General features: G+C 55.0%; 23 protein-coding genes and 1 riboswitch. All 23 genes read left to right on the top strand.

The genetic code is table 11. From position 1 onward, the window contains the following. Positions 1–35: 35 nt before the first annotated feature. The 23 genes from BQ2657_RS08825 (at position 36) to folE2 (ending at position 21,177) form a co-directional block, all read left to right on the top strand. The gene (locus tag BQ2657_RS08825) at positions 36–308 is read left to right on the top strand and encodes a hypothetical protein (protein ID WP_232709053.1); all 273 of its coding nucleotides are present in this window, start codon (positions 36–38) and stop codon (positions 306–308) included. A 68-nt stretch (positions 309–376) separates the two neighbouring features. Beyond that, entirely contained in the window at positions 377–853 is a 477-nt protein-coding gene (locus tag BQ2657_RS08830) for a hypothetical protein (protein WP_075580287.1), read from the top strand. Continuing rightward, positions 850–1,302, top strand: a complete 453-nt coding sequence (locus BQ2657_RS08835) for a dCTP deaminase/dUTPase family protein (RefSeq protein WP_075580288.1) — start codon at positions 850–852, stop codon at positions 1,300–1,302. The genes BQ2657_RS08830 and BQ2657_RS08835 overlap by 4 nt, the downstream gene beginning before the upstream one ends. Positions 1,303–1,310: 8 nt before the next feature. Then, positions 1,311–1,751, top strand: coding sequence for a hypothetical protein (locus BQ2657_RS08840; protein WP_083236236.1), 441 nt, complete (start codon positions 1,311–1,313; stop codon positions 1,749–1,751). A gap of 73 nt (positions 1,752–1,824) precedes the next feature. Beyond that, positions 1,825–1,986: riboswitch (Lysine riboswitch) on the top strand. Between the two features lie 117 nt (positions 1,987–2,103). After that, positions 2,104–2,877, top strand: a complete 774-nt coding sequence (gene dapB / locus BQ2657_RS08845; RefSeq protein WP_075581051.1) for a 4-hydroxy-tetrahydrodipicolinate reductase — start codon at positions 2,104–2,106, stop codon at positions 2,875–2,877. 20 nt (positions 2,878–2,897) lie between these two features. Next, positions 2,898–3,929: an aspartate-semialdehyde dehydrogenase gene (locus BQ2657_RS08850; RefSeq protein ID WP_075580289.1), complete on the top strand. Its 1,032-nt coding sequence runs from the start codon at positions 2,898–2,900 to the stop codon at positions 3,927–3,929. Positions 3,930–3,967: 38 nt separating this feature from the next. After that, positions 3,968–5,179, top strand: a complete 1,212-nt coding sequence (gene dapG, locus BQ2657_RS08855) for an aspartate kinase (RefSeq protein ID WP_075580290.1) — start codon at positions 3,968–3,970, stop codon at positions 5,177–5,179. Positions 5,180–5,192: 13 nt separating this feature from the next. Then, complete coding sequence (gene dapA / locus BQ2657_RS08860) at positions 5,193–6,092, top strand: 4-hydroxy-tetrahydrodipicolinate synthase (RefSeq protein ID WP_075580291.1); 900 nt, start codon at positions 5,193–5,195, stop codon at positions 6,090–6,092. 351 nt (positions 6,093–6,443) lie between these two features. Further along, the gene (locus BQ2657_RS08865; RefSeq protein WP_075580292.1) at positions 6,444–7,349 is read left to right on the top strand and encodes an Rpn family recombination-promoting nuclease/putative transposase; all 906 of its coding nucleotides are present in this window, start codon (positions 6,444–6,446) and stop codon (positions 7,347–7,349) included. A gap of 211 nt (positions 7,350–7,560) precedes the next feature. After that, positions 7,561–7,797: a FeoA family protein gene (locus BQ2657_RS08870; protein WP_075580293.1), complete on the top strand. Its 237-nt coding sequence runs from the start codon at positions 7,561–7,563 to the stop codon at positions 7,795–7,797. Then, a complete protein-coding gene (feoB, locus tag BQ2657_RS08875; protein WP_075580294.1) occupies positions 7,790–9,868 on the top strand; it encodes a ferrous iron transport protein B in 2,079 nt (692 codons plus the stop codon). Before BQ2657_RS08870 ends, feoB begins: the two co-directional genes overlap by 8 nt. A 147-nt stretch (positions 9,869–10,015) precedes the next feature. After that, positions 10,016–10,234 (top strand): cation transporter, encoded by a 219-nt coding sequence (locus tag BQ2657_RS08880; protein WP_075580295.1) that lies wholly within the window; start codon positions 10,016–10,018, stop codon positions 10,232–10,234. A 36-nt stretch (positions 10,235–10,270) separates the two neighbouring features. Beyond that, on the top strand, positions 10,271–12,181 hold the full coding sequence (locus BQ2657_RS08885; protein WP_075580296.1) for a heavy metal translocating P-type ATPase: 1,911 nt from the start codon (positions 10,271–10,273) through the stop codon (positions 12,179–12,181). A gap of 144 nt (positions 12,182–12,325) precedes the next feature. Beyond that, positions 12,326–13,252 (top strand): N-acetyl-gamma-glutamyl-phosphate reductase, encoded by a 927-nt coding sequence (gene argC / locus BQ2657_RS08890; protein ID WP_187119191.1) that lies wholly within the window; start codon positions 12,326–12,328, stop codon positions 13,250–13,252. A gap of 317 nt (positions 13,253–13,569) precedes the next feature. Then, a complete protein-coding gene (locus tag BQ2657_RS08895) occupies positions 13,570–14,295 on the top strand; it encodes an amino acid ABC transporter ATP-binding protein (protein ID WP_143224903.1) in 726 nt (241 codons plus the stop codon). Positions 14,296–14,348: 53 nt separating this feature from the next. Continuing rightward, on the top strand, positions 14,349–15,227 hold the full coding sequence (locus tag BQ2657_RS08900; protein WP_075580298.1) for a transporter substrate-binding domain-containing protein: 879 nt from the start codon (positions 14,349–14,351) through the stop codon (positions 15,225–15,227). 80 nt (positions 15,228–15,307) lie between these two features. Continuing rightward, positions 15,308–16,003, top strand: coding sequence for an amino acid ABC transporter permease (locus BQ2657_RS08905; protein ID WP_075580299.1), 696 nt, complete (start codon positions 15,308–15,310; stop codon positions 16,001–16,003). A gap of 13 nt (positions 16,004–16,016) precedes the next feature. Beyond that, entirely contained in the window at positions 16,017–16,808 is a 792-nt protein-coding gene (locus tag BQ2657_RS08910; protein WP_075580300.1) for an amino acid ABC transporter permease, read from the top strand. A gap of 131 nt (positions 16,809–16,939) precedes the next feature. After that, complete coding sequence (locus tag BQ2657_RS08915) at positions 16,940–18,373, top strand: sodium:solute symporter family protein (RefSeq protein WP_075580301.1); 1,434 nt, start codon at positions 16,940–16,942, stop codon at positions 18,371–18,373. Positions 18,374–18,438: 65 nt separating this feature from the next. Further along, complete coding sequence (locus tag BQ2657_RS08920; protein WP_232709055.1) at positions 18,439–19,590, top strand: glucosaminidase domain-containing protein; 1,152 nt, start codon at positions 18,439–18,441, stop codon at positions 19,588–19,590. After that, positions 19,590–20,057, top strand: a complete 468-nt coding sequence (locus tag BQ2657_RS08925) for a tRNA (cytidine(34)-2'-O)-methyltransferase (RefSeq protein ID WP_075581054.1) — start codon at positions 19,590–19,592, stop codon at positions 20,055–20,057. Before BQ2657_RS08920 ends, BQ2657_RS08925 begins: the two co-directional genes overlap by 1 nt. Beyond that, entirely contained in the window at positions 20,054–20,416 is a 363-nt protein-coding gene (gene queD, locus BQ2657_RS08930; RefSeq protein WP_075580302.1) for a 6-carboxytetrahydropterin synthase QueD, read from the top strand. Before BQ2657_RS08925 ends, queD begins: the two co-directional genes overlap by 4 nt. Further along, the gene (folE2, locus tag BQ2657_RS08935) at positions 20,413–21,177 is read left to right on the top strand and encodes a GTP cyclohydrolase FolE2 (protein ID WP_075581053.1); all 765 of its coding nucleotides are present in this window, start codon (positions 20,413–20,415) and stop codon (positions 21,175–21,177) included. The genes queD and folE2 overlap by 4 nt, the downstream gene beginning before the upstream one ends. Position 21,178 lies beyond the last annotated feature (1 nt).

The raw sequence follows: 21,178 nt of genomic DNA on the forward strand, positions 1-21,178 counted from the left end.
AGGCCGGCCCAGGGGTGTTCTGAGGAAGGAGATCGATGATGGGCTTTTTTTCCAAGAAAATCACCGTTTACAAAGAAAAAGGCTGCAAAGAAGACTGGCAAAAAGCCAAGGCAAGGCTGAAGGAAGCAGGGATCCCCTTTGCCTCCACGTCTCTGCCCAGTGAGGCACCTGCCTGCGGCTGCGGAGCCAAGCTGGATATCCGGGATTTCGGGCCCCGGGGAAAGATCGACCGGGACCTGTATTACATCGACGTGGAAGAAAAATATGCAGCACGGGCCCGTGCCATCCTGGAAGATAAAGAACGGTGACAGGCCCTTGACTTGTCCCGGGGGATTTTATAATATGAAGAGATGAAAAAATGTGAAGGAGTGGGCCTATGAAAAAACAACTGCTGGCCTTGGCTTTTTCCTGCCTGACACTGTGGGGCACCGGAGAAGCGCTGGCTGCCAAACCCACCGAATGGAGCCTTCTGGGAGAAAACACTTCCGGCTCCTATTATACGGACCTGGCCTCGTTCCGGCGGGATTCCCGGGATCAGTCCCTGACCCAGGCTTCTGCCCGGGCGGTACTGAAGAACCCTTCTTTCATCCGCCTGCTGGACCATCTGTATGAAAAAGAACTGAAAGAGGCCGATTCGGCCAAAGAATGCCTCATGACGGTAGAAATCAATGAAAAAGACCATACCTACCGGATCAACCAGATCCAGGTGCTGACCCGGAAAGGGAAGAGCCTGGAAAAGAAAAAGATCAAAGAAGAATTCGGCCCCATCCCTCCCAAGACCTTCGTGGCCGTCCTGGAAAAAGAGATCCAGGCCTGGGGTATGGAGCAAACAAAGGAGCCTGTCCAGAAATGAAAATCCGCGGTTTTGAAAAAATCTCTTCCTATAAAAATATGGACTTCCCCCTGCCCAGCCGGCAGACGGCCCGGAGCGCCGGGTACGATATCTACCTGCCGGAAACGGTGACCCTTCCGGCCCATACCCAGAAAATGGTCCCCACCGGGGTGAAAGCCTATATGCAGGACAATGAATACCTGGGCATCCACATCCGCTCCAGCATGGCTGTGAAGCGCCATCTGCGCCTGGTGAACAACGAGGGCATCGTGGATGCAGATTACTACAACAATCCCGACAATGAAGGCCATCTGCTGCTGGCCCTGGCCAACGACGGGGATGTACCTGTGACCCTGGAAAAGGGAGAACGGGTGGCCCAAGGGATCTTTTATACCTACCTATTGGCTGACGATGACGCCAAAGCTCCCAAACAGGAACGGAGCGGCGGCTTCGGCAGCACCACGAAATGAGGCAGACCATGGAAAATAAATGGAAGAAAATGATCAGCGCCGTGGACACAATGGGAGACTGGGGCGGCTATCAGCTCTATGAATGGTTCAAATTGTTCCCGGAACAACGGGAAACGGCCCTGCGGGAATACATCTATCTGAAGGCCCATCTAGTCCGGGGCTGTATGGCGGCACTCCAGAAGCAGCTGACCCCGGAAGAATGGAACGCTTTCTACCTGGCCTTGGGCCGCCAGATGGAAAGCACTCCGGATTACAGCTACGGCGCCACCTACGAAGGATTGGTGGAGGCCCTCCACAGCTATGAAGGCCAATCTCTGGCCCAGCAGAAAGCCATCTTTGCCAAGCGGAGCACCATCGACAGCACGGTGTATTCCCAGCAGTTTGTAAAAGATTTAACAAATTTCTTCAGCCGGACACAGGCAGAACTCCGGAAAAACCTCCGGGACTGAAAGAAATTGCCAAAGTGGCGGAATAAAGGTTGACAAGATAGGCAGAAACTCCTATACTGTAACCATAATTGAACAAAAAGATAGAGGCGCGGAAAACATCAGTAATTCCCAGAGGGACACCGAAGAAGGGAACGAAAGGGGAACCGCCGAAGCAGAGCTGCGGGTGCGCGCTTATGCTGGGATGCAGGTGAAGAACCTGCAGACTGTCGCCTTTGGGTGGAGAGCTATCAATGGGAACGGAACCAAGTCCCCTGCGGGAGCAGGAGCGGCTTCTTTTCTTGCAGGTCATTGGGCTCACCTCGATGACCTGCTTTTTTGTCTCCCAAAGGAATTCAAAGGAGAGATGCAGAAAATGATCAGAGTAATGGTAAACGGTGCCTTGGGCAGAATGGGGCATACGGTGGTGCAGACGGTCCTGCAGCAGAAAGATATGGAACTGGTGGGCGCCGTGGATGTGTTCGGCAAAGACAAGACCGTGGAGGGCTGCCCGGTGGATACGGACCTGGCCCAGGCCCTGGAAACCCGGAAACCCGATGTGGTGGTGGATTTCACCCGGCCGGACGTGGTCATGGGGAACCTGCGGACCGTCCTGAATGCCGGTGTCAATGCGGTAGTAGGGACCACCGGGTTCACCAAAGAGAACCTGGAAGAACTGAAGGGCCTGGCAGAAAAGAACGGCGTGGGCATCCTGGTGTGCCCCAACTTCTCCATGGGGGCCGTCCTGATGATGAAGATTGCTGCAGAAGTGGCCAAATACTTCCCCCAGGTGGAAATCATCGAAATGCATCATGACAAGAAGTTGGATGCTCCCAGCGGCACAGCCATCCTCACCGCCCAGAAACTGGCGGAAGTCCGGGGCGGCTTCGTCCAGCAGGGGAACCCGGATGAAGAAGAGAAACTGCCCCATGCCAGAGGCAGCGAATATGAAGGGATGCGGATCCATAGCGTGCGGCTGCCCGGGTTCGTGGCTAGCCAGGAAATCATCTTCGGCAGCATGGGCGAGACCCTTACCGTGCGCAACGACCCGGTGAGCCGAGAATGCTACATGCCCGGGGTGATGCTGGGCTGCCGGACCATGGTGAACCGCAAAGGCCTGGTGTACGGGCTGGATCAGATTTTGGACTAAGGACAAAGGAGACGAATACCATGAAAGAATACAATTTGGCCATCCTGGGTGCTACGGGCGCCGTTGGACAGGAATTCATCAATCTGCTGAACGAACGGGATTTCCCCTTCAAGAACCTGAAACTGCTGGCATCTGCCCGCAGCGCCGGCAAGGAACTCACCGTCCGGGGCAAGACTTATAAAGTGGAAGAAGCCAAGGCCGATTCCTTCAATGGAGTGGATGTGGCCCTGTTCGCCGGCGGCAGCATCTCCAAGACCTTTGCTCCCATCGCTGTCAAGGCCGGGGCCGTGGTCATCGACAACTCCAGCACCTACCGGATGGACCCGGATGTGCCCCTGATCGTCCCGGAAGTGAATCCCCAGGACATCACCAAACATCATGGGATCATCGCCAACCCCAACTGCTCCACCATCATCATGGTGATGGCCCTGAAACCCATCTATGACCTGGCCCGGATCAAACGGATCATCGTCTCCACCTACCAGGCTGCTTCCGGTGCCGGCAAGGACGGCCTGGACGAACTGGAAAACCAGATCAAACAGGCAGCCCGGGGCGAAGAAATGACCGCCAAGATCTTCCCCAGCGCCAGCGCCCAAAAACATTTCCCTCTGGCCCTGAACCTGGTGCCCCAGATCGATATTTTCCTGGACAACCTGTACACCAAGGAAGAAATGAAGATGGTCAACGAGACCAAGAAAATCTTCTCCGATCCGGAACTGCGGGTCACCGCGACCACCGTCCGGGTCCCTGTCTACCGGAGCCACAGTGAATCCGTCAACGTGGAACTGGAACATGATGTGGAATTGGAAGACATCCGCAAGGCCCTGGCCAACTTCCCGGGCGTTGTGCTCCAAGATGATCCCTCCCAGCAGATCTATCCCATGCCCCTCTACACCTCCGGAAAGAACGATGTGTATGTGGGCCGTCTGAGAAGGGATGAATCCGCCGCCAACAGCTTCAACTTCTGGTGCGTAGGAGACCAGATCCGCAAAGGGGCCGCTCTCAACACCCTGCAGATCGCAGAAACCATGGTGAAGAACGGCTGGCTGTAAGAGAAAAGAAGAGAATTTGAGGGGAGCCTGAGTGTAAAATGAAAATCATTGTACAAAAATTCGGAGGAACGTCCGTAGCTACGCCTGTATCCCGTGAAAAAGTGGTGGGCAAAGTCCAGGAAGCCATTGCCCAAGGGTATGCCCCCATTGTGGTGGTCTCTGCCATGGGGCGGAGAGGGGACCCCTTTGCCACGGATACCATGATCGATATGCTGAAAAGTGTGAACCCGAATCCGGCTCCCCATGAACTGGATCTCTTGATGGCCTGCGGGGAAATCATTTCTTCCACCGTCATGGCTGCCACCCTCCAGGAAAGAGGCCTGAAGGCCAAAGCCCTCACCGGCGGCCAGGCCGGCATGATCACCGACGAAGAATACGGCAATGCCAAGATCCGCACCGTAGAACCGGACAACCTGCTGGAACTGGTGGAACAGGGGATCATCCCTGTGGTCTGCGGCTTCCAGGGGGTGACCCCGGACCACAAGAATGTGACCACCCTAGGCCGGGGCGGGAGCGATACTTCGGCGGCTGCCTTTGGTGTGGCTGTCCATGCGGAAAAAGTGGAAATCTATACGGACGTGGACGGCGTCATGACCGCCGATCCCCGGATTGTGAAAGATGCCCACATCATCAAGCAGATCTCTTACGATGAAATCCGGGAAATGGCCCATCAGGGCGCCAAAGTGATCCATCCCCGGGCGGTAGAGATCGTCATGCGCTACGGAGTCCCCATGGTGGTGAAGAGCACTTTCTCCGAAGCCCCTGGGACCCTGATCAGCAAAGAAGACCAGCCCAAGGAAATGGAAGAGACCGATTCCCTGGAACAGAACCATGCCTGCGGGGTGGCCAGCAAGAACAACATCGCCTTCTTCTCCGTGAACCTGGAAAGCAAAGATGGTGCGGAATTGTTCGACACCCTGGCCAAAAACGGGGTGAGCATCGGCACCATGAGCCTCCAGCCCCATTCTTTGATGTTCGCCGTCTACAGTGCCGCTACGGCAGATGCGGAAAAAGTCCTGCAGGCGGAGAACTGCAAGTACACCAAAGTGGAAAACTGCGCCAAAGTCACGGTGGTGGGCTCCCATATGGGCGGGGTCCCCGGCATCATGGCCCGTTTCATCAATGCCCTGGCCAAGGCTGGCATCGAAATCCTTCAAACGACAGATTCAGACAACCTGATTTCCGCCATCGTACGGGAAGAACAGGTAAAAGAAGCAGTCAATGCCCTGCACGCTGCTTTCCAATCTTAAAAAGGTGGTTAGCATGAATAAGAAACCTTATTTCGGTAGACTCATTACAGCCATGGTGACCTTCTTCCATGAAGACGGGTCCCTGAATGCGGACGGGACGGCAGAATTCGCCTCCTGGCTGCTGGATCACGGCTCCGACGCCATCCTGGTCAGCGGGACCAGCGGTGAAGCCCCCACCATGACCTATGCAGAAAAAGAAGAACTCTTTACGAAAGTCATCGCCAAAGTCAACGGCAGAGGGCCTGTGATCGTAGGTACCGGCTCCAACAATACGGCGGATGTACTGGAGATGAACAAGCTGGCAGAAAAAGTGGGCGCCGACGGGGTCCTGGTCGTAGGGCCCTATTACAACAAACCCTCCCAGGAAGGTTTCTACCGGCATTTCAAGACCATCGCCGATCAGACCCGTCTGCCCATCGTGATCTACAACGTGCCTGGACGGACCGGCAGCAATATCCAGCCGGCTACTATCGCCCGGCTGGCCCGGGACTGCAAGAACATCGTGGCCATCAAGGAAGCTGCCGGCAATGTAGCCCAGACCGCAGAACTGTACCGTCTGGTGCCGGAAGATTTCTCCATTTACAGCGGCGACGACGGCCTGATCCTGCCCTTCATGAGCGTGGGGGCCGTGGGGCTGATCTCCGTCCTCAGCAACGTGAACGGCCAGCTGCTCCAGGATCTGATGCAGAGCTACGAACGGGGCGATGTGCAAAGAGCCCGGGACCTGAACAAAATCATGGTGCCCCAGGCCCGGAGCATGTTCCTGGTGAGCAACCCCATCCCCATCAAAGAAGCCGTCACCAAGATGACCCCCTTCGATGCAGGTGTCTACCGGCTGCCCCTGTGCCCCATGACCGACGAAGAAAGAGAAAAAGTGACCCGGGCTTGGAAAGAAAGCGGGTTGTTGAAGTAAAAAAACGTCTCGCGCTGGGCGTCTCACGTCTCACGCCAAAGGAAAGGATCCGCCCCCTTGCTGGGGACGGATCCTTTCCTATATTGCAGGGACTGATAAGAAGTCAGATGCGGCCCAAGGGGCCTTGAAATGTCAGACTTCAGTTTTTGTTCGGTTAAGCAGTAGATCCGATTTGCTTTATCACGAACAATCTGACGTCTGACTTCTTATTAAGGATCCGGTTTTTGACGTCTTTTGCCATTCATGACGGTTTTTTTCCACTTAATGACGGTCTATTTCAAAACAGGGAGGGATTTTCTGTTTCCCGTAGAATGGGTTCACTATATACCCATTCTATAAGGAGGCAGATCAATGGAAAAAATCAAGACTTTTGACGAACTCACTATCCGAGACAACTTTCTCTTCCAACATGTCATGCGTAATGAAAGGCTTTGCACCCATCTTATCGAAAAAATCTTGGACATCAAAGTCCGTTCTCTCCGCTATCAGGATTTCGAAAAGACCATCGACCTCCGCTTGGATGGGAAAAGCGTCCGTCTGGACGTTTATGTAGAAGATGATGAGGGACGAGTCTACGATATCGAGATGCAGTGCTCCAATTCCCCCAAGAACGACCTGGCCAAACGCAGCCGTTTCTACCAGAGCCTGATCGATGGGGAACTATTGGACAAAGGCAAGCCGTACGAAGAACTGAATCCGTCTTATGTAATCTTCATCTGCACTTTCGATCCGTTCCATCGAAATCTGCCGATTTACACATTTACCCATTGCTGTCAGGAGGATAACAGGGTAAAATTAAAGGACGAGGAAGCCAGGGTATTCCTGAACAGTAAAGGCAGCGAAAATGCAGCCGATCCTGACATTGCAGCTTTCCTCCGTTACGTGGAAGGAAAAGCGGCAAAGGGAAAATTCGTGGAAAGCTTGGATCAGGAAGTCCATCTTGTGAAAAGCATGGATAAAGTGAGGCGAGAATATATGATTTTAAGTGACGAAATCAGAAGACGCCAGAGAGAAGCCGCAGAAGAAGGCAGAAAAGAAGGACTGGAAAAAGGCATACAACAGGGTATACAACAAGGTATGCAGCAAGGCATACAGCAAGGTATGCAGCAAGGTATGCAGCAAGGCATGCAGCAAGAACGGGAAGCCAACGTCCTTGGCATGCTAAAAGAGAAAATCCCGATGGAAACTATTTCCCGGATCACTCATTATTCTTTGGAACAAATCCAAAAACTGGGAAAACTGCATGGATTGCTTTGATGTGGAAAAGGCCGCCGAAAATTCGGCGGCCTTTTTGACCGTTGACAGCTGACCGTTGACCGGGGCTGCCCGGAGGAAGCCCCCAGTAGACAATCCCTCTGTAATTGATTATAATTACAAATGCGGTTAGTTTTGCGTAAATGGAACTTTGGCTGCAGCAGATGCGGCCTTTTTCTTTGCGCCTGAATTTACTTACAGGGGGAAAGATTTCATGCTTTTAAAGGATTTGCAGACGGGGGAGTCTGCAGTCGTTACGAAAATCGACCTGCCGTTCCAGATCGAGCGGCGGCTCCAGGCCCTGGGGATGACCCTGGGGACCCGGATCCATTGCATCACCCGAAAGGGGAAGGGCATCATGGTGATCCTGCTCCGGGGCACCCGGTTTGCCCTGGGCTACAATATGACCCGGAACATCACGGTGGATAAGGTGGAGGTGGACCATGACTGAGCAGCAGCCTGAAAAGCATCTCCACGATGCCCAGAATCTCACCATCGGCTTCATCGGCAACCCCAACTGCGGGAAGACCACCCTGTTCAATGCCTTTACCGGGGCCAACCTGAAGGTGGCCAACTGGCCCGGGGTCACGGTGGAAAAGGTGGAAGGGGCCATCCGGCGCCACAACATGAACATCCATCTGGTGGACCTGCCCGGCACCTACAGCCTCACCTCCTACACCATGGAAGAAATCGTCTCCCGGGACTTCATCCTCAGCGATGAAGTGGATGTGATCATCAACGTAGTGGATGCTTCCGCCCTGGAACGGAGCCTGTATCTGACCCTCCAGCTGCTGGAACTGGGGAAGCCGGTGGTCATGGCCCTCAATATGATGGATATCGTGGAAAAACGGGGGATGGAAATCGACCTGCACCGGCTGCCGGAAATGCTGGGGATCCCGGTGATCCCTGTTTCCGCCCGGAAACGCCGGGGCTTGGATGTTTTACTCCATGCGGCCATCCATCATCGGGATGCCAAACACACGGACCCGCTGATCCACGACCACAAGGCCATCGGAGCCCATCGGCTGGACCACAAAATGTACGCCATGGTCTATTCCGACCCCATCGAGGACCGGATCGACCAGTTGATCGCGGAACTGGAAGTGAAATACCCGGACATTATCAATCCCCGGTGGCACGCTATCAAGCTGCTGGAACAGGACCAGGAAGTGATGAAGAAGCACCCGGTGGACCGGCCGGACATCCTGGACAAGAACTATGAGACCCAGATTATCCGGGAAAAATACGACTTTATCGAAGAAATCATCCACGAAGTGCTGCTCCACAAGGAGGAAAGCGACAAGATCACCGACCGGCTGGACAAGGTGCTCACGGACCGGGTCTGGGGCATTCCGGTGTTCCTGCTGATCATGGCGGTGGTGTTCTTCCTGACCTTTACGGTAGGGGATGTGCTGAAGGGATACATGGAAGATTTCATCGGCTGGTTCGGGGACGGGCTGGAAGGGCTGCTCACTGCTTGGGCTGTCAGTGACGGGCTGAAATCCCTGATCATCGACGGGGTCCTGGGCGGGGTGGGGACCATCATCACCTTCCTGCCCAACATCCTGATCCTGTTCCTGACCCTGGGCTTCCTGGAAGATTCCGGGTACATGGCTCGGGTGGCCTATGTCATGGAAGACATCATGAGCTGCCTGGGTCTTTCTGGCAAGGCTTTCATCCCCCTGCTCCTGGGTTTTGGGTGCACGGTGCCGGCTGTCATGGCGTCCCGGGCCCTGGAACACAAACGGGACCGGTTCAAGGTCATGCTGATCACTCCGTTCATGAGTTGCAATGCACGGCTCACCATCTACATCCTATTTTCGGAAATGTTCTTCGGCAGCCACGCCATGGTGGTGGCCTATTCCATGTACCTGATCGGTCTTGTGGTGGCCATCCTGGTGGCCCTGCTGCTCCACGGCATCGAAAAAGCCCAGAACCGGCAGACGGAAGATTACCTCTTGATTGAGCTGCCGGAATACAAGATGCCCGATCTCCATACCGTAGGCATCTATATGTGGGAAAAGGTGAAGAGCTACTTGGAAAAGGCCGGGACCACTATTTTCGTGGCTACCATCCTGATCTGGTTCTTGCTGAACTTCGGCCCCAGCGGCTATACCACGGACGCAGGAGAAAGCTTTGGCGCCATACTGGGCCATGTACTAGTGCCTGTGTTCCGGCCCATCGGCCTAGGCTTCTGGCAGATCTGCCTGGCTCTTCTGGCCGGGATCTCCGCCAAGGAAGTGGTGGTCTCCAGCTGCGCCGTGCTCTTTGGCATCACCAACGCCAGCTCCGGCGCCGGCATGACGGAATTTACCGCGGCTTTGGAAGCCATCGGGTTTACCAGCCTCAATGCCCTATGCCTGATGGTGTTCTGCCTGCTGTATGTGCCTTGTGCTGCCGCTCTGGCCACCATCCACAAGGAAAGCGGAAGCTGGAAATGGACCTTCTTTGAGGCCTTCTTCCAGTTGGCTACGGCGTGGGTGGTCACCTTCGCGGCCTACCATCTTTTAAGCAGTTTGTAAACAAGGAAACAGTTTTTGAAGCAAGAGAAAGCGGAAAAAGAAAAATTCCCCTTCCTCTTGCTTATTTTTTGGGTTTGTAGTATAAATAATGCAGGAAATCAATTAAATAAATGTTTAATCGTTATAAAACAAATGGAGGGATGGATCATGAAAAAAAGCTACAAAGTGGATGTGGATTGCGCCAACTGTGCCGCCAAGATGGAAGCAGCGGTGAAAGCCACCCCGGGCGTCCAGGATGCCGTTTTGAACTTCATGCTGCTGAAGCTGAAGGTGACCTTTGAAGAGGGAGCGGATCCCCAGGAAGTCATGGGTCGGTGCCAGGCTGCCGTGGCCAAACTGGACGATGATTTCAAGATTTACTGTTAAAATGCTGCTGAATCGTAACCGGAGAGGGAGAGGGCCATGGAAAAAGAAGACAAAGTGATGATCGGACGGATCGCCGTATCTTTCATCCTGACAGTGGCCGCGGCGTTCCTGCCAGAAGCCTGGAAAGGAGAGGGAGTTTCCCTGGAATACCGGATCTTCCATCTGCTGCCCTACCTGGCGGCCTACTTGATCGTTTCCTGGGACATCCTGCTGAAGGCGGTGAAGAACATCCGGAAAGGCCAGGTACTGGATGAGAATTTCCTGATGGCAGTGGCTAGTTTGGGGGCTTTCGGCCTGGGCATCTACCAGAACGGGGACTATGCGGAAGCCGTGGCCGTCATGCTGTTCTACCAGGTGGGGGAACTGTTCGAAGACTACGCCGTGGGCAAAAGCCGCCGGAACATCAGCGAGCTCATGGATATCCGCCCGGACTACGCCAATGTGGAGCAGGACGGGAAACTGGTCCAGGTGGATCCGGATGAAGTGGCCATCGGCACCCAGATCATCGTCCAGCCTGGGGAAAAGGTCCCCATCGACGGACGGGTGGTGGAAGGACGGTCCAATCTGGATACGGCGGCCCTCACGGGAGAGAGCCTGCCCCGGGAAGTGGGGGCGGGGGATGAAGTGATCAGCGGCTGCATCAACTTGAACGGAGTCCTGACCATTGAGACTACCAAAGAGTTCGGGGAATCCACCGTTTCTAAGATCCTGGAACTGGTGGAAGATGCCAGTTCCAGGAAAGCCAAATCTGAAGTGTTCATCACCAAATTCGCTCGGGTCTATACGCCCGCCGTGTGCAGTGCGGCCCTGGCCCTGTTCCTATTGCCTCCCTTGGTGCGGCTGGCCATGGGGGAAGCCCCTCTGTGGCATATGTGGTTGTACCGGAGCCTGTTGTTTTTGGTGGTCAGCTGCCCCTGCGCCTTGGTGCTGTCCATTCCCCTCAGCTTCTTCGCGGGGATCGGCGGGGCCAGCCGGCAGGGGATCTTGATCAAAGGCTCCAACTACATGGAGACCCTGGCCCATACCGCCTATGTGGTGATGGATAAGACGGGGACCTTGACCCAGGGCGTATTCGAGGTTTCGGCGGTCCATCACAATAAATTGGAAGAAAAGAAAGTGCTGGAAATGGCTGCTCTGGCGGAATGTGCTTCCAGCCATCCCATCAGCAAGAGCCTCCAGCGGGCCTATGGCAAGCCCATTGATCGGAACCGAGTGACGGATATCCAGGAATACGGAGGCAAAGGGGTGGTGGCCCAGGTGGACGGCCATACCGTCGCTGCCGGGAACGCCAAGCTCATGGACATGCTCCACATCCCCTATGTAAACTGCCATATGGTGGGGACCTTGGTCCACGTGGCCATCGACGGGGCATACCACGGGCACATTTTGATTGCGGACCGGATCAAGACCCATTCCCAAGAAGCCGTCCAGGCTCTGAAGGCCAACGGGGTGAAGAAAGTGATCATGCTCACCGGGGATGAAAAACGGACTGCTGAAGCGGTGGCCAAGGAACTGGCCATCGACGAAGTCCACAGCGAACTGCTGCCCCAGGGAAAAGTGGAGCAGGTGGAAGCCCTGATCCGCCGGAAGGATCCCAAGGAGAAAGTGGCCTTTGTGGGAGACGGGATCAACGATGCCCCTGTGCTGTCCCTGGCAGATATCGGGATTGCCATGGGGGCCCTGGGCAGCGATGCGGCCATCGAAGCGGCGGATGTGGTGCTCATGGATGACGACCCATTGAAAATCAGCAAAGCCATCCGGATTGCCCGGAAATGCGTGGGCATCGTGTACCAGAATATCGTTTTCGCCATCGGCATCAAGGGCATCAGTCTGGTGCTGGGGGCCCTTGGGTTCATCAACATGTGGTTCGCCATTTTTGCCGATACCGGGGTGCTGATCCTCTGTGTGCTGAATTCCATGCGGTGTTTATTCAATAAAAAAGGATAAATATGAGAAGAGACTAGGGAATGCCCCCTGGTCTCTTTGCATTTTTATGCAAAAATCTCAAAAAGTATCTGTCCCTCTCCCTCCAACTGTGCTATAATGGTCCTACTTCTAATTTTACAAAGTACCTGAGAATGAGGGGTGGTCATGATGTTTAAAGTGTTTATCGATGGCGGTGAAGGGACGACGGGGCTGCGGCTGGCCCAGCGCCTGAAGCAGCGGGAGGATATCGAACTGCTGTCCATCAGCAGCGACCTGCGGAAGAACCTGGACGCCCGGCTGGAAAAGATCGACCAGGCCGATGTGGCTTTCCTGTGCCTGCCGGATGCAGCTTCTCGGGAAGTGGCTGAAGCTGCCAAAGACTGCGAAACCAAGATCATCGACACCTCTACAGCTTTCCGCTGCGACCCGGGCTGGGCTTACGGGTTCCCAGAACTGGGCCCCAGCTATTTCCATGCCATCCAGGAAAGCAGCCGGATCGCCAATCCGGGCTGCCATGCCACCGGCTCCATTGCCGTCCTGGCTCCCTTGGTGAAGGCCCAGCTGATCCCGGCAGACGGGCTCTATACCCTGACTTCCCTGACCGGATATTCCGGCGGGGGCAAGAAGATGATCGCTTCTTATGAAAATCTCCATGATCAGGAACTGGATGCGCCCCGGATCTATGCCTTGGGCCAGCAGCACAAACATCTGCCGGAAATCTTGAAATATGCTGGGCTGGAACAGGCACCGATCTTCCTGCCCATCGTGGCGCCCTATTATGCCGGGATGCTGGTGACGGCGGGCTTCCGGATGCCGGCAGATCTGAGCCTGGCCGCCATCCGGAAACTGTATGCGGACTTTTTCAAGGATCAGGCTTTCATCACCGTGGTCCAATCGGAGGAAATGCCCAAGATGTTGGGGTCCAATACCCTGGCCGGGAAAGATTCCCTGCGGATCTTCATCTGCGGCAACGAGGAACGGTTCACCGTCTCCGCCCAGTTCGACAACTTGGGCAAAGGAGCCAGCGGCGCGGCCATCGAAAACATGAATATCGCCATGGGTCTGGACCCGGCAACGGGACTGGAACTGTGAGGAGAGGGGGTGTTGCACGCAACGTGCAACACCCTTTTTTTTTGTTATGCTATTTCCGTTCATTTTCATGTAATTATTATATATAATACGAAAATACCCCGAACATTATTACATATTGTATACAGAATAATATTAGAAATAGAGTAAACAACGTAACAATTTTCTCGTTTTCGTGACAATTATTTGTGAACTATTTGTGAACGGATTTACACAAACCGTATTTTAGTTATAATCGTAATTGTTCGAAGTAATACGAACAGTATTTACCAAAATAAGATGTAATGATTGTAAATTGAATGAAAGCAGGGATGGCTATGATGATCAAACTGGAGCACGTCAATAAGTACTTTGGCACCAACCATGTCTTGAAGGACGTCAACTTGGAAGTGAAGGAAGGGGAAAAACTGGTGATCATCGGGCCGTCCGGTTCGGGGAAATCCACCACCGTCCGGTGCATGAATTTCCTGGAAGAACCCACGGATGGGCATGTGTACATCAATGGGACGGAACTGACCCGGAAAAACCGGACCCAGATCATCCGGGACAACATGTCCATGGTGTTCCAGCAGTTCAATCTGTATCCTCACATGACGGTGCTCCAGAACTTGACCCTGGCACCCATGAAGCTCAAGCACAAGAGCAAAGAAGACGCAGAAAAGACTGCCTATCATTATCTGGAAGTGGTAGGGCTCCGGCACAAAGCCAATGTGTATCCCACCACCTTATCCGGCGGGCAGCAGCAGCGGATTGCCATTGCCCGGGCCCTGTGCGATGAAAGCAAGATCATCCTCTTCGATGAACCTACCTCTGCACTGGATCCGGAAACCATCCAGGAAGTGCTGGACGTGATGATCAAGCTGGCCAAAGAGGGGAACATCACCATGGTGGTGGTGACCCATGAAATGGGGTTTGCCCGGCAGGTGGCCGACCGGATCGTCTTCATGGAAAACGGACAGATCATCGACGAAGGGACTCCGGACCATTTCTTCGTGAATCCTACCAATGACCGGGTAAAGAAATTCTTGAGCAAGATTATCCGCTGATATACCGGCGATAATCATAGAGAAGAAAAGCAGCAATATGGGGAGGTTTTATCATGAAAAAGTTAGGCAAGCTGAGCAAGATCTTTGCAGTGGGTGTCACCGTCCTGATGGCCATTTCTTTGTTTGCGGGCTGCGGGGACGAGAAAAAGAGCGCCGATACAGGTAAATCCTCCAATGTAGCGGAAGACATCGCCGCCATCAAGAAGCGGGGCGTCCTGCGGGTGGGCGTGAAGAACGTGACCAAAGGTTTTGGGTACCAGGATCCGGCCACCGGGAAATTCACCGGCCTGGAAGTGGACCTGGGAGCTGAACTGGCCAAGAAACTGGGAGTGGATGTGGAATATACGCCGGTGACGGCAGCCACCCGTACCGCACTGCTGGATTCCGGGGATATCGATATGGTAGCCGCTACGTTCACCATCACCCCGGAACGGAAAAAATCCTGGGATTTCACCACGCCGTACTATACGGACCATGTAGGGGTCCTGGTAGAAAAAGCCAGCAACATCAATACCCTGGCTGATCTGAAGGGCAAGGTGGTAGGGGTATCCTCCGGTTCCACTTCTGCCAAGGCTTTGGTAGAAGCCATGATCAAAGCCAAGGTCATCGATGGGGACGGCTTCGATCCCAAGAGCTTCGATGCAGCCACCTGGAACAAAGGAGTCAGCTTCAAACAGTATGCGGATTATCCGGCCATTTCCACGGCCCTGTCTTCCGGCGAAGTTTCCGCCTTCTGCGTGGATAAATCCATCCTGGCCATTTACCACACCGACGACCGGACCTTCATCAAAGAACAGTTCGCCCCCCAGGAATACGGCCTGGCCACCAAGAAGGGTTCCGGCATGAGCAAGTTCTGTGAAGAAGCCGTGCAGGGCTGGCTGAAGGACGGTACCATCAAGAAGCTGGAAGCCAAATACAATCTGGACAAATAAGGCATGACAGGAAGCGGCAATCCTCCCTCGGCGCAGTGCTCAGACAAGATTGCCCTTCGTTTTTACAGGAGGAATGGATCATGGGCGGTTTATTTTCAGAAAGAGCCTGGGCGGTGGTCCTGGCCCACAAAGCGAATTTTATCCAAGGCTTTTCCGTTACAGTGGAAAGTGCTTTGGGCGGCATCCTGATTGCAGCGGTGCTGGGGGTCCTGTTGGGGCTCATGGGCGTCAGCTCCCGGAAGGTCCCCAAGACCCTGAACCGGATCTATGTGGAAGCCATCCAGAATACGCCGCTCATCCTGCAGCTGTGCATCCTCTATTATGCCCTTTCCTTCTCGGGCCATAAGATCGGGGTCCTGGCCGCCGGGATCATTTCCCTGGGGATCTACCATGGAGCCTATATGGCGGAAGTGATCCGGGCCGGAATCGAAGCGGTGCCCAAAGGCCAATTCGAGGCGGCTGATGCCCAAGGCTTCGATTACACCCAAAAGATGGCCTACATCATCCTGCCCCAGACCATCAAGATCATCCTGCCGCCGACGGTGAATCAGATCGGCAATCTGATCAAGAATACGGCAGTGCTGTACATCATCGGCGGGGCGGATCTGATTTCTTCCACCTACAATTTCGTGACCGGAGCCACTACCGGCGGCTCCTATGCACCGGCCTATATCGTCTGTGGTGTCCTGTTCTTCGTGATTTGTTTCCCTCTGTCCACCCTGGCAGCCAGATGGGAAGCCAAGCTGAAGGCCCAGGATGAAATGATGAATGCTTGAGGAGGGATCGACTATGAATACGTTGGCAGGCAGTTTTGCCATACTGAAAAATCCGGATATCATGACCTTCATGCTGAAAGGGGTCTTCTTTACGGTGCTCTTGGCGGTGGTCTCCGTTTCCGCCAGCCTGGGCATCGCTTCCATCCTAGCTCTGGTGCGGAACTACTGCACCCGGCCGGCAGAAAGGGTGTTCCGCTGGGCGGCCACAGCGTATATCGAACTGTTCCGAAATACGCCCCTGCTGTTCTGGATCTTCATCGGCACGGTGTTCTTCCCGGCTCCCGGCATCCGGCGGATGTTCGGCCTGAGTTCCGTGGAAACCAAGCTGCTGTTCAAGTGCACCATCGCTCTGACCATCTTTGAATCCGCCATCATCGCAGAAATCATCCGGGGCGGCCTGAACGCCATTTCCAAAGGCCAATTCGAGGCGGGGTATGCCCAGGGCTTCAACATGGTCCAGGTGATGTGGTACATCATCCTGCCCCAGGCCTTCCGGAAGATCGTGCCCACCCTCATGAGCCAGGTGATCACCATCATCAAGGATACGTCCTTCATGGCCAATGTGGCCACCATCGAACTGATGGCCCGGGTCAACAAAGTGCTGAGCGGAGCAGCTCTCTACAACGGCACCGGCACCATCAACGTATCCGATGTGTTCGTCCTCTTCGGCTTCGCAGCCCTGGTGTATTTCGTCATCAACTACACCCTGTCCTGTGCGGTACGCCATGTCCAGGCCAGCCTGGAACGGGAAGGGGTGACGGAACCATTGGCAGAAATACCTGCCAATGTGGAAATGGCCAAGTGAATCTGCTGATCAAAAGGGGTTGCTGCGTGGGCAGCAGCCCCTTTTTCCTTTACAACCAGCCCCAAGTAAAGTACAATGAAGATTGTTGAGTTCCAGTCGCACCTTACAAAAAATTTTTTGAGGTGATTGTGTTGAATTTGTATCTTGGGGTAATCGTCGGTTATGCGCTGCTGCTGATCCTGCTGGGGCATCTGGTGGGGAAGCATGTGAAGGGGGCTTCGGATTTCTTTGTGGGGGGCCGTTCTTTCAATGCAGGGCTTCTGTTCACCACCCTGATCGCCGCCAACATCGGAGCAGGATCTACCGTAGGGGTAACGGGACTGGCCTATAAGTTCGGAGTATCCAGCTGGTGGTGGATCGGCTGCAGCGGCCTGGGGTCCCTGATCCTGGCCTATATCGTGGGACCGGCGGTCTGGAGAGTGGCCCAGAAACACAACCTGTACACCATGGGGGATTACCTGGATCTGCGGTATTCCCATGCTTTCCGGGGGGTCACTTCTACCATGATGGCCATCGGGACCTTGGCCCTGTTTTCCGGCCAGCTGCTGGGGATCGCCTGGATCCTCAATGTGGTGGCAGGGATCGACAAACTGTACGGCATCATCATCGCTGCGGTTGTGGTGACTTTGTATTTCTCTGCAGGAGGAATCAAAAGTGCCGCCATCGTGAACATCATCGAACTGATCGTCATCCTGCTGGGCTTCTGCATCGCAACGCCGTTTGCGCTCCAGTACGTGGGAGGCTGGAGCGGACTCCAGGCTGCCGTATCCAGCCATATGGGAGACGGTGCCCGGACGGCCAAGTATTTTGCCTGGGACGGGATGGGAACCACGGCCATCCTGGGATATTTCCTGATGCTGACCCCGGCCTTCTGCATCTCTCCCGGCCTCATCGGGAAAGTCTATGCAGCCAAGGATGAAAAAGCCGTCCGGGTGGGGACCCTGTGGAACGGCATCGTCCAGCTCCTCTTCGCCTTCCTGCCCATGCTCATCGGCATGTGCGCTTATGCAGCCTTCCCGGATCTGGGGAACCAGGAACTGGCCCTGCCCAAAGCCATGAAGGAAATGATGCCTTTTGGGGTATCCGCCCTGGCTTTGTCCGCCATTTTTGCGGCAGAAGTCAGCACCAGTGACACGGTGCTCTATATGCTGGCCACCTCCTTATCCAAGGATTTGTACAAGACCTTCTTCCATCCGGAAATCTCCGACGCCGAGCTGCTGAAGGTAAGCCGGAAACTGACGGTGCTCTGCGGCATCGCCGGGATCTTCATCGCCTACTACATGGCCAACATCATCACCGCCCTGGCCATCTTCTATTCCCTGATGACCGTTTCCTTGGCGGCCCCGTTCCTGTTCGGGCTGTTTACGGAAAAGGCTTCCACCAAGGGGGCTTTCTGTTCTGCCGTCCTGGGGGTGGCTGTAGTGCTGGGCCTGAAATTCTTTAACGGAGGAAAGGGCATCGGCATCCTGAATTCCACCAGCCTTGGAATCATCGTGGCTGCTGTGGTGATGCTGGTGAGCCTGTGGGTATTTCCCCGGATTGGAAAAGGAACAGAAAAGAAATAAGGAAGACAGAGGGGGAAGGGGAGCACGTCTCCCGAAAAATCCATTGCAGAACGAGGTATGACCCATTGAACAAGAAACAAAAACGGCTGGCCCTGGGCCTTGCCCTGGCCGGCCTGCTGGGGACCGGTACCGTTTGGGCGTCCCCACTGGAACAGGGAGCCAAACCGGCGGAAACTGTCCTTCTGGACGAAACCGAGGGACCCCTTTCCCATCTCCAGAAAAAGAAAACGGAGAAAAAAGAAAAAATCCAAAAGGAACGGGAACCGGAAAAGAAAAAGAAAACCCTTGGTTTCCGGGAACGGATCCGGAAGCAGCGGAAACAGGAAGAAAAGGCGGCTCGGGAGCAGCCGGAAAAAAAGATCCCCAATGGGAGCCAAAGCCATCCGAAGAAAGTGGCCGCGGCTAATCCCCAAAGAGAACTGCGCACGGAAAGCCGGGAAAAGACGGACCTCGGCCGTGATGCACGCCCGGCATCCCAACCGCCCCTGGTGATCCGGAAGGGTTATCTGGCGGTGAGCGGGGACACCTTGGTGCTGCCCCAGTGGCCGGATCCAGACAAGCTCCTGAAACTGGAGAACCAGGATCGGGTGATTACGGATCCCAGCCTGAAAATCATCATCAACCGGCTGACCACCACTGCCAAGCTGTGGGAACTGCCGGAAAACTACCAGGAAGTGACCATTGCCGGGCCGGCGGAAGCCAGCCGGGACCAGGCCGTAGTGCTGCTGCGCCGGTACAATCCCAAACTGCCCATCAAGGCCACGCCGGAAGAAATCGTGGATCTGTATTACCAGGAAGCCGGCCGGGAAGGGCTGCGCTGGGACATTGTGTTCTGCCAGGCCCTCCTGGAAACCGGGTTTTTCCGGTTCGGGGGCACGGTAGTGCCGGAACAGAACAATTTCTGCGGCCTGGGGACCACCAGTGCCACCGTCCGGGGAGCGTATTTCCCTACCCCTCGGGATGGGGTGCGGGCCCATGTCCAGCATCTCATGGCCTATACCACGGACCGGCTGCCGGCCACTCCGGTAATCGATCCCCGGTATTATCTGGTGTACAAAGGAAAGGTCCAGAACGGATTCTACACCCGCTGGTCCCAGCTCAACGGCAAATGGGCCACCGGCAGTTATTATGCGGAGAAGATCCTGAATCTCCACGAACAGATGAAGAAGATCATCGCCATTTCCGGCAATGACTGGGATGGAGGCGTTTTGAAATGATGCATGTTGTACTGGTAGAGCCGGAAATCCCCGGAAATACGGGGAACATCGCCCGGCTCTGCGCGGCCACCGGGGCCAGCCTGCACTTGGTGCGGCCTTTGGGCTTTTCCGTGGATGACAGATACCTGAAGCGGGCGGGCCTGGATTACTGGCATCTGGTGGACATCCACTATTATGATTCGGTGGAGGAGGTGCTGGCCGCCTATCCGGACAGTCCCCGGTTCCTTTTGACCACCCATGCCCATAAATCCTACAGCCGGGTCCATTACGGGCCCGATTCCCTGCTGATTTTCGGCAAGGAGAGCGCCGGCCTTCCGGAAAGCTTCCGGCTGGCCCATGCAGAGGAATGTGTGCGGATCCCCATGGTCAGTGAGGCCCGGTCCCTGAATCTGGCCAATTCGGTGTCCATTGTCCTTTATGAAGCGTTACGGCAGAATGATTTTGATCTCCAGGAGGGAACCATATGATCTGTATCAAGGAATTCGAGTTCGACGCAGCCCACTATCTGCCCAATTATCACGGCAAATGCGAACATCTCCACGGCCATACCTATAAGCTGGTGGTGAAGGTGGAAGGCCATCCTGACGCAGAAGGGATGGTATTGGATTTCGTCCAGTTCAAACACACAGTGAAAGAGCTGGTGGTGGACCAATTGGACCATCACTGCCTGAACGACATCCTGCCCCAGCCTTCGGCAGAGAACATCGCGGTATGGGTCTGGAACAAACTGAAGGAACCTCTCACCGGGGCCAACTACACCCTGTATGAAGTCCAGGTCTGGGAGACCAAGACAAGCGGGATCGTGTATCGAGGTGAATCATGCTGAAAGATGTCCAGGCGCAGCAGGATCTGCGCCATATCGCACTGAAACATGTGGGGATCAAGGACCTGCGCTGGCCCATCTGCCTGGCGGACCGGGAAAAAGGCAGCCAGCATACGGTGGCCCATGTGACCCTGGCAGTGGATCTGCCCCAGGAACAGCGGGGGACCCACATGAGCCGCTTCGTGGAATGCCTGAAGCAGGTGGGACCCATCCGTCCTCATGAATTGGAGGAAGTGCTGGATGGGCTGCGGCAGAAGCTGGAAGCCCGGAAAGCCCTACTGGAATTCGATTGTCCCTACTTCGTGACCAAGAAGGCCCCGGTCAGCGGCATCGAAAGCTATTTGGACGTGGAGTGCCATTTCCGGGCAGAAAAGGGCGAAACCTTTATCCTGGAAGTGGGGGTGGATGTGCCCATCCATACCCTGTGTCCCTGCTCCAAGGAAATCAGCAAGTATGGTGCCCACAACCAGCGGGCCTGGGCCAAGATCCGCATCCGTACTGCCCAGCCGGTGTGGATCGAAGAACTGGTGGAAATGGCGGAAAAGGGAGCTTCTACGCCCCTGTATTCCCTGCTGAAACGGCCGGACGAAAAATTCGTCACAGAAATGGCCTATGAAAATCCCCGGTTCGTAGAAGATGCGGTCCGGGAAATCGCCCTCCAGCTCAACGGGGATCCCCGGATCGACTGGTACACCGTCACAGTGGAAAGTGAAGAAAGCATCCACAACCACAATGCCTTTGCAACTGTAGAAAAAGAGGTGTGAT

The sequence above is a fragment of the Acidaminococcus massiliensis genome (assembly GCF_900095825.1).
Taxonomy (GTDB): Bacteria; Bacillota; Negativicutes; order Acidaminococcales; family Acidaminococcaceae; genus Acidaminococcus; species Acidaminococcus massiliensis.

What these genes read in the sequence shown, in the direction of transcription:
- dapA (WP_075580291.1), top strand. Translation starts at nt 5,193, where the DNA reads ATGAATAAGAAACCTTATTTCGGTAGACTCATTACAGCCATGGTGACC.
- queD (WP_075580302.1), top strand. Translation starts at nt 20,054, where the DNA reads ATGATCTGTATCAAGGAATTCGAGTTCGACGCAGCCCACTATCTGCCC.
- argC (WP_187119191.1), top strand. Translation starts at nt 12,326, where the DNA reads ATGATGTTTAAAGTGTTTATCGATGGCGGTGAAGGGACGACGGGGCTG.
- BQ2657_RS08850 (WP_075580289.1), top strand. Translation starts at nt 2,898, where the DNA reads ATGAAAGAATACAATTTGGCCATCCTGGGTGCTACGGGCGCCGTTGGA.
- BQ2657_RS08840 (WP_083236236.1), top strand. Translation starts at nt 1,311, where the DNA reads ATGGAAAATAAATGGAAGAAAATGATCAGCGCCGTGGACACAATGGGA.
- BQ2657_RS08925 (WP_075581054.1), top strand. Translation starts at nt 19,590, where the DNA reads ATGCATGTTGTACTGGTAGAGCCGGAAATCCCCGGAAATACGGGGAAC.
- BQ2657_RS08880 (WP_075580295.1), top strand. Translation starts at nt 10,016, where the DNA reads ATGAAAAAAAGCTACAAAGTGGATGTGGATTGCGCCAACTGTGCCGCC.
- BQ2657_RS08835 (WP_075580288.1), top strand. Translation starts at nt 850, where the DNA reads ATGAAAATCCGCGGTTTTGAAAAAATCTCTTCCTATAAAAATATGGAC.
- feoB (WP_075580294.1), top strand. Translation starts at nt 7,790, where the DNA reads ATGACTGAGCAGCAGCCTGAAAAGCATCTCCACGATGCCCAGAATCTC.
- BQ2657_RS08865 (WP_075580292.1), top strand. Translation starts at nt 6,444, where the DNA reads ATGGAAAAAATCAAGACTTTTGACGAACTCACTATCCGAGACAACTTT.
- BQ2657_RS08885 (WP_075580296.1), top strand. Translation starts at nt 10,271, where the DNA reads ATGGAAAAAGAAGACAAAGTGATGATCGGACGGATCGCCGTATCTTTC.
- BQ2657_RS08825 (WP_232709053.1), top strand. Translation starts at nt 36, where the DNA reads ATGATGGGCTTTTTTTCCAAGAAAATCACCGTTTACAAAGAAAAAGGC.
- BQ2657_RS08900 (WP_075580298.1), top strand. Translation starts at nt 14,349, where the DNA reads ATGAAAAAGTTAGGCAAGCTGAGCAAGATCTTTGCAGTGGGTGTCACC.
- BQ2657_RS08870 (WP_075580293.1), top strand. Translation starts at nt 7,561, where the DNA reads ATGCTTTTAAAGGATTTGCAGACGGGGGAGTCTGCAGTCGTTACGAAA.
- BQ2657_RS08895 (WP_143224903.1), top strand. Translation starts at nt 13,570, where the DNA reads ATGATCAAACTGGAGCACGTCAATAAGTACTTTGGCACCAACCATGTC.
- BQ2657_RS08905 (WP_075580299.1), top strand. Translation starts at nt 15,308, where the DNA reads ATGGGCGGTTTATTTTCAGAAAGAGCCTGGGCGGTGGTCCTGGCCCAC.
- BQ2657_RS08910 (WP_075580300.1), top strand. Translation starts at nt 16,017, where the DNA reads ATGAATACGTTGGCAGGCAGTTTTGCCATACTGAAAAATCCGGATATC.
- BQ2657_RS08830 (WP_075580287.1), top strand. Translation starts at nt 377, where the DNA reads ATGAAAAAACAACTGCTGGCCTTGGCTTTTTCCTGCCTGACACTGTGG.
- dapG (WP_075580290.1), top strand. Translation starts at nt 3,968, where the DNA reads ATGAAAATCATTGTACAAAAATTCGGAGGAACGTCCGTAGCTACGCCT.
- dapB (WP_075581051.1), top strand. Translation starts at nt 2,104, where the DNA reads ATGATCAGAGTAATGGTAAACGGTGCCTTGGGCAGAATGGGGCATACG.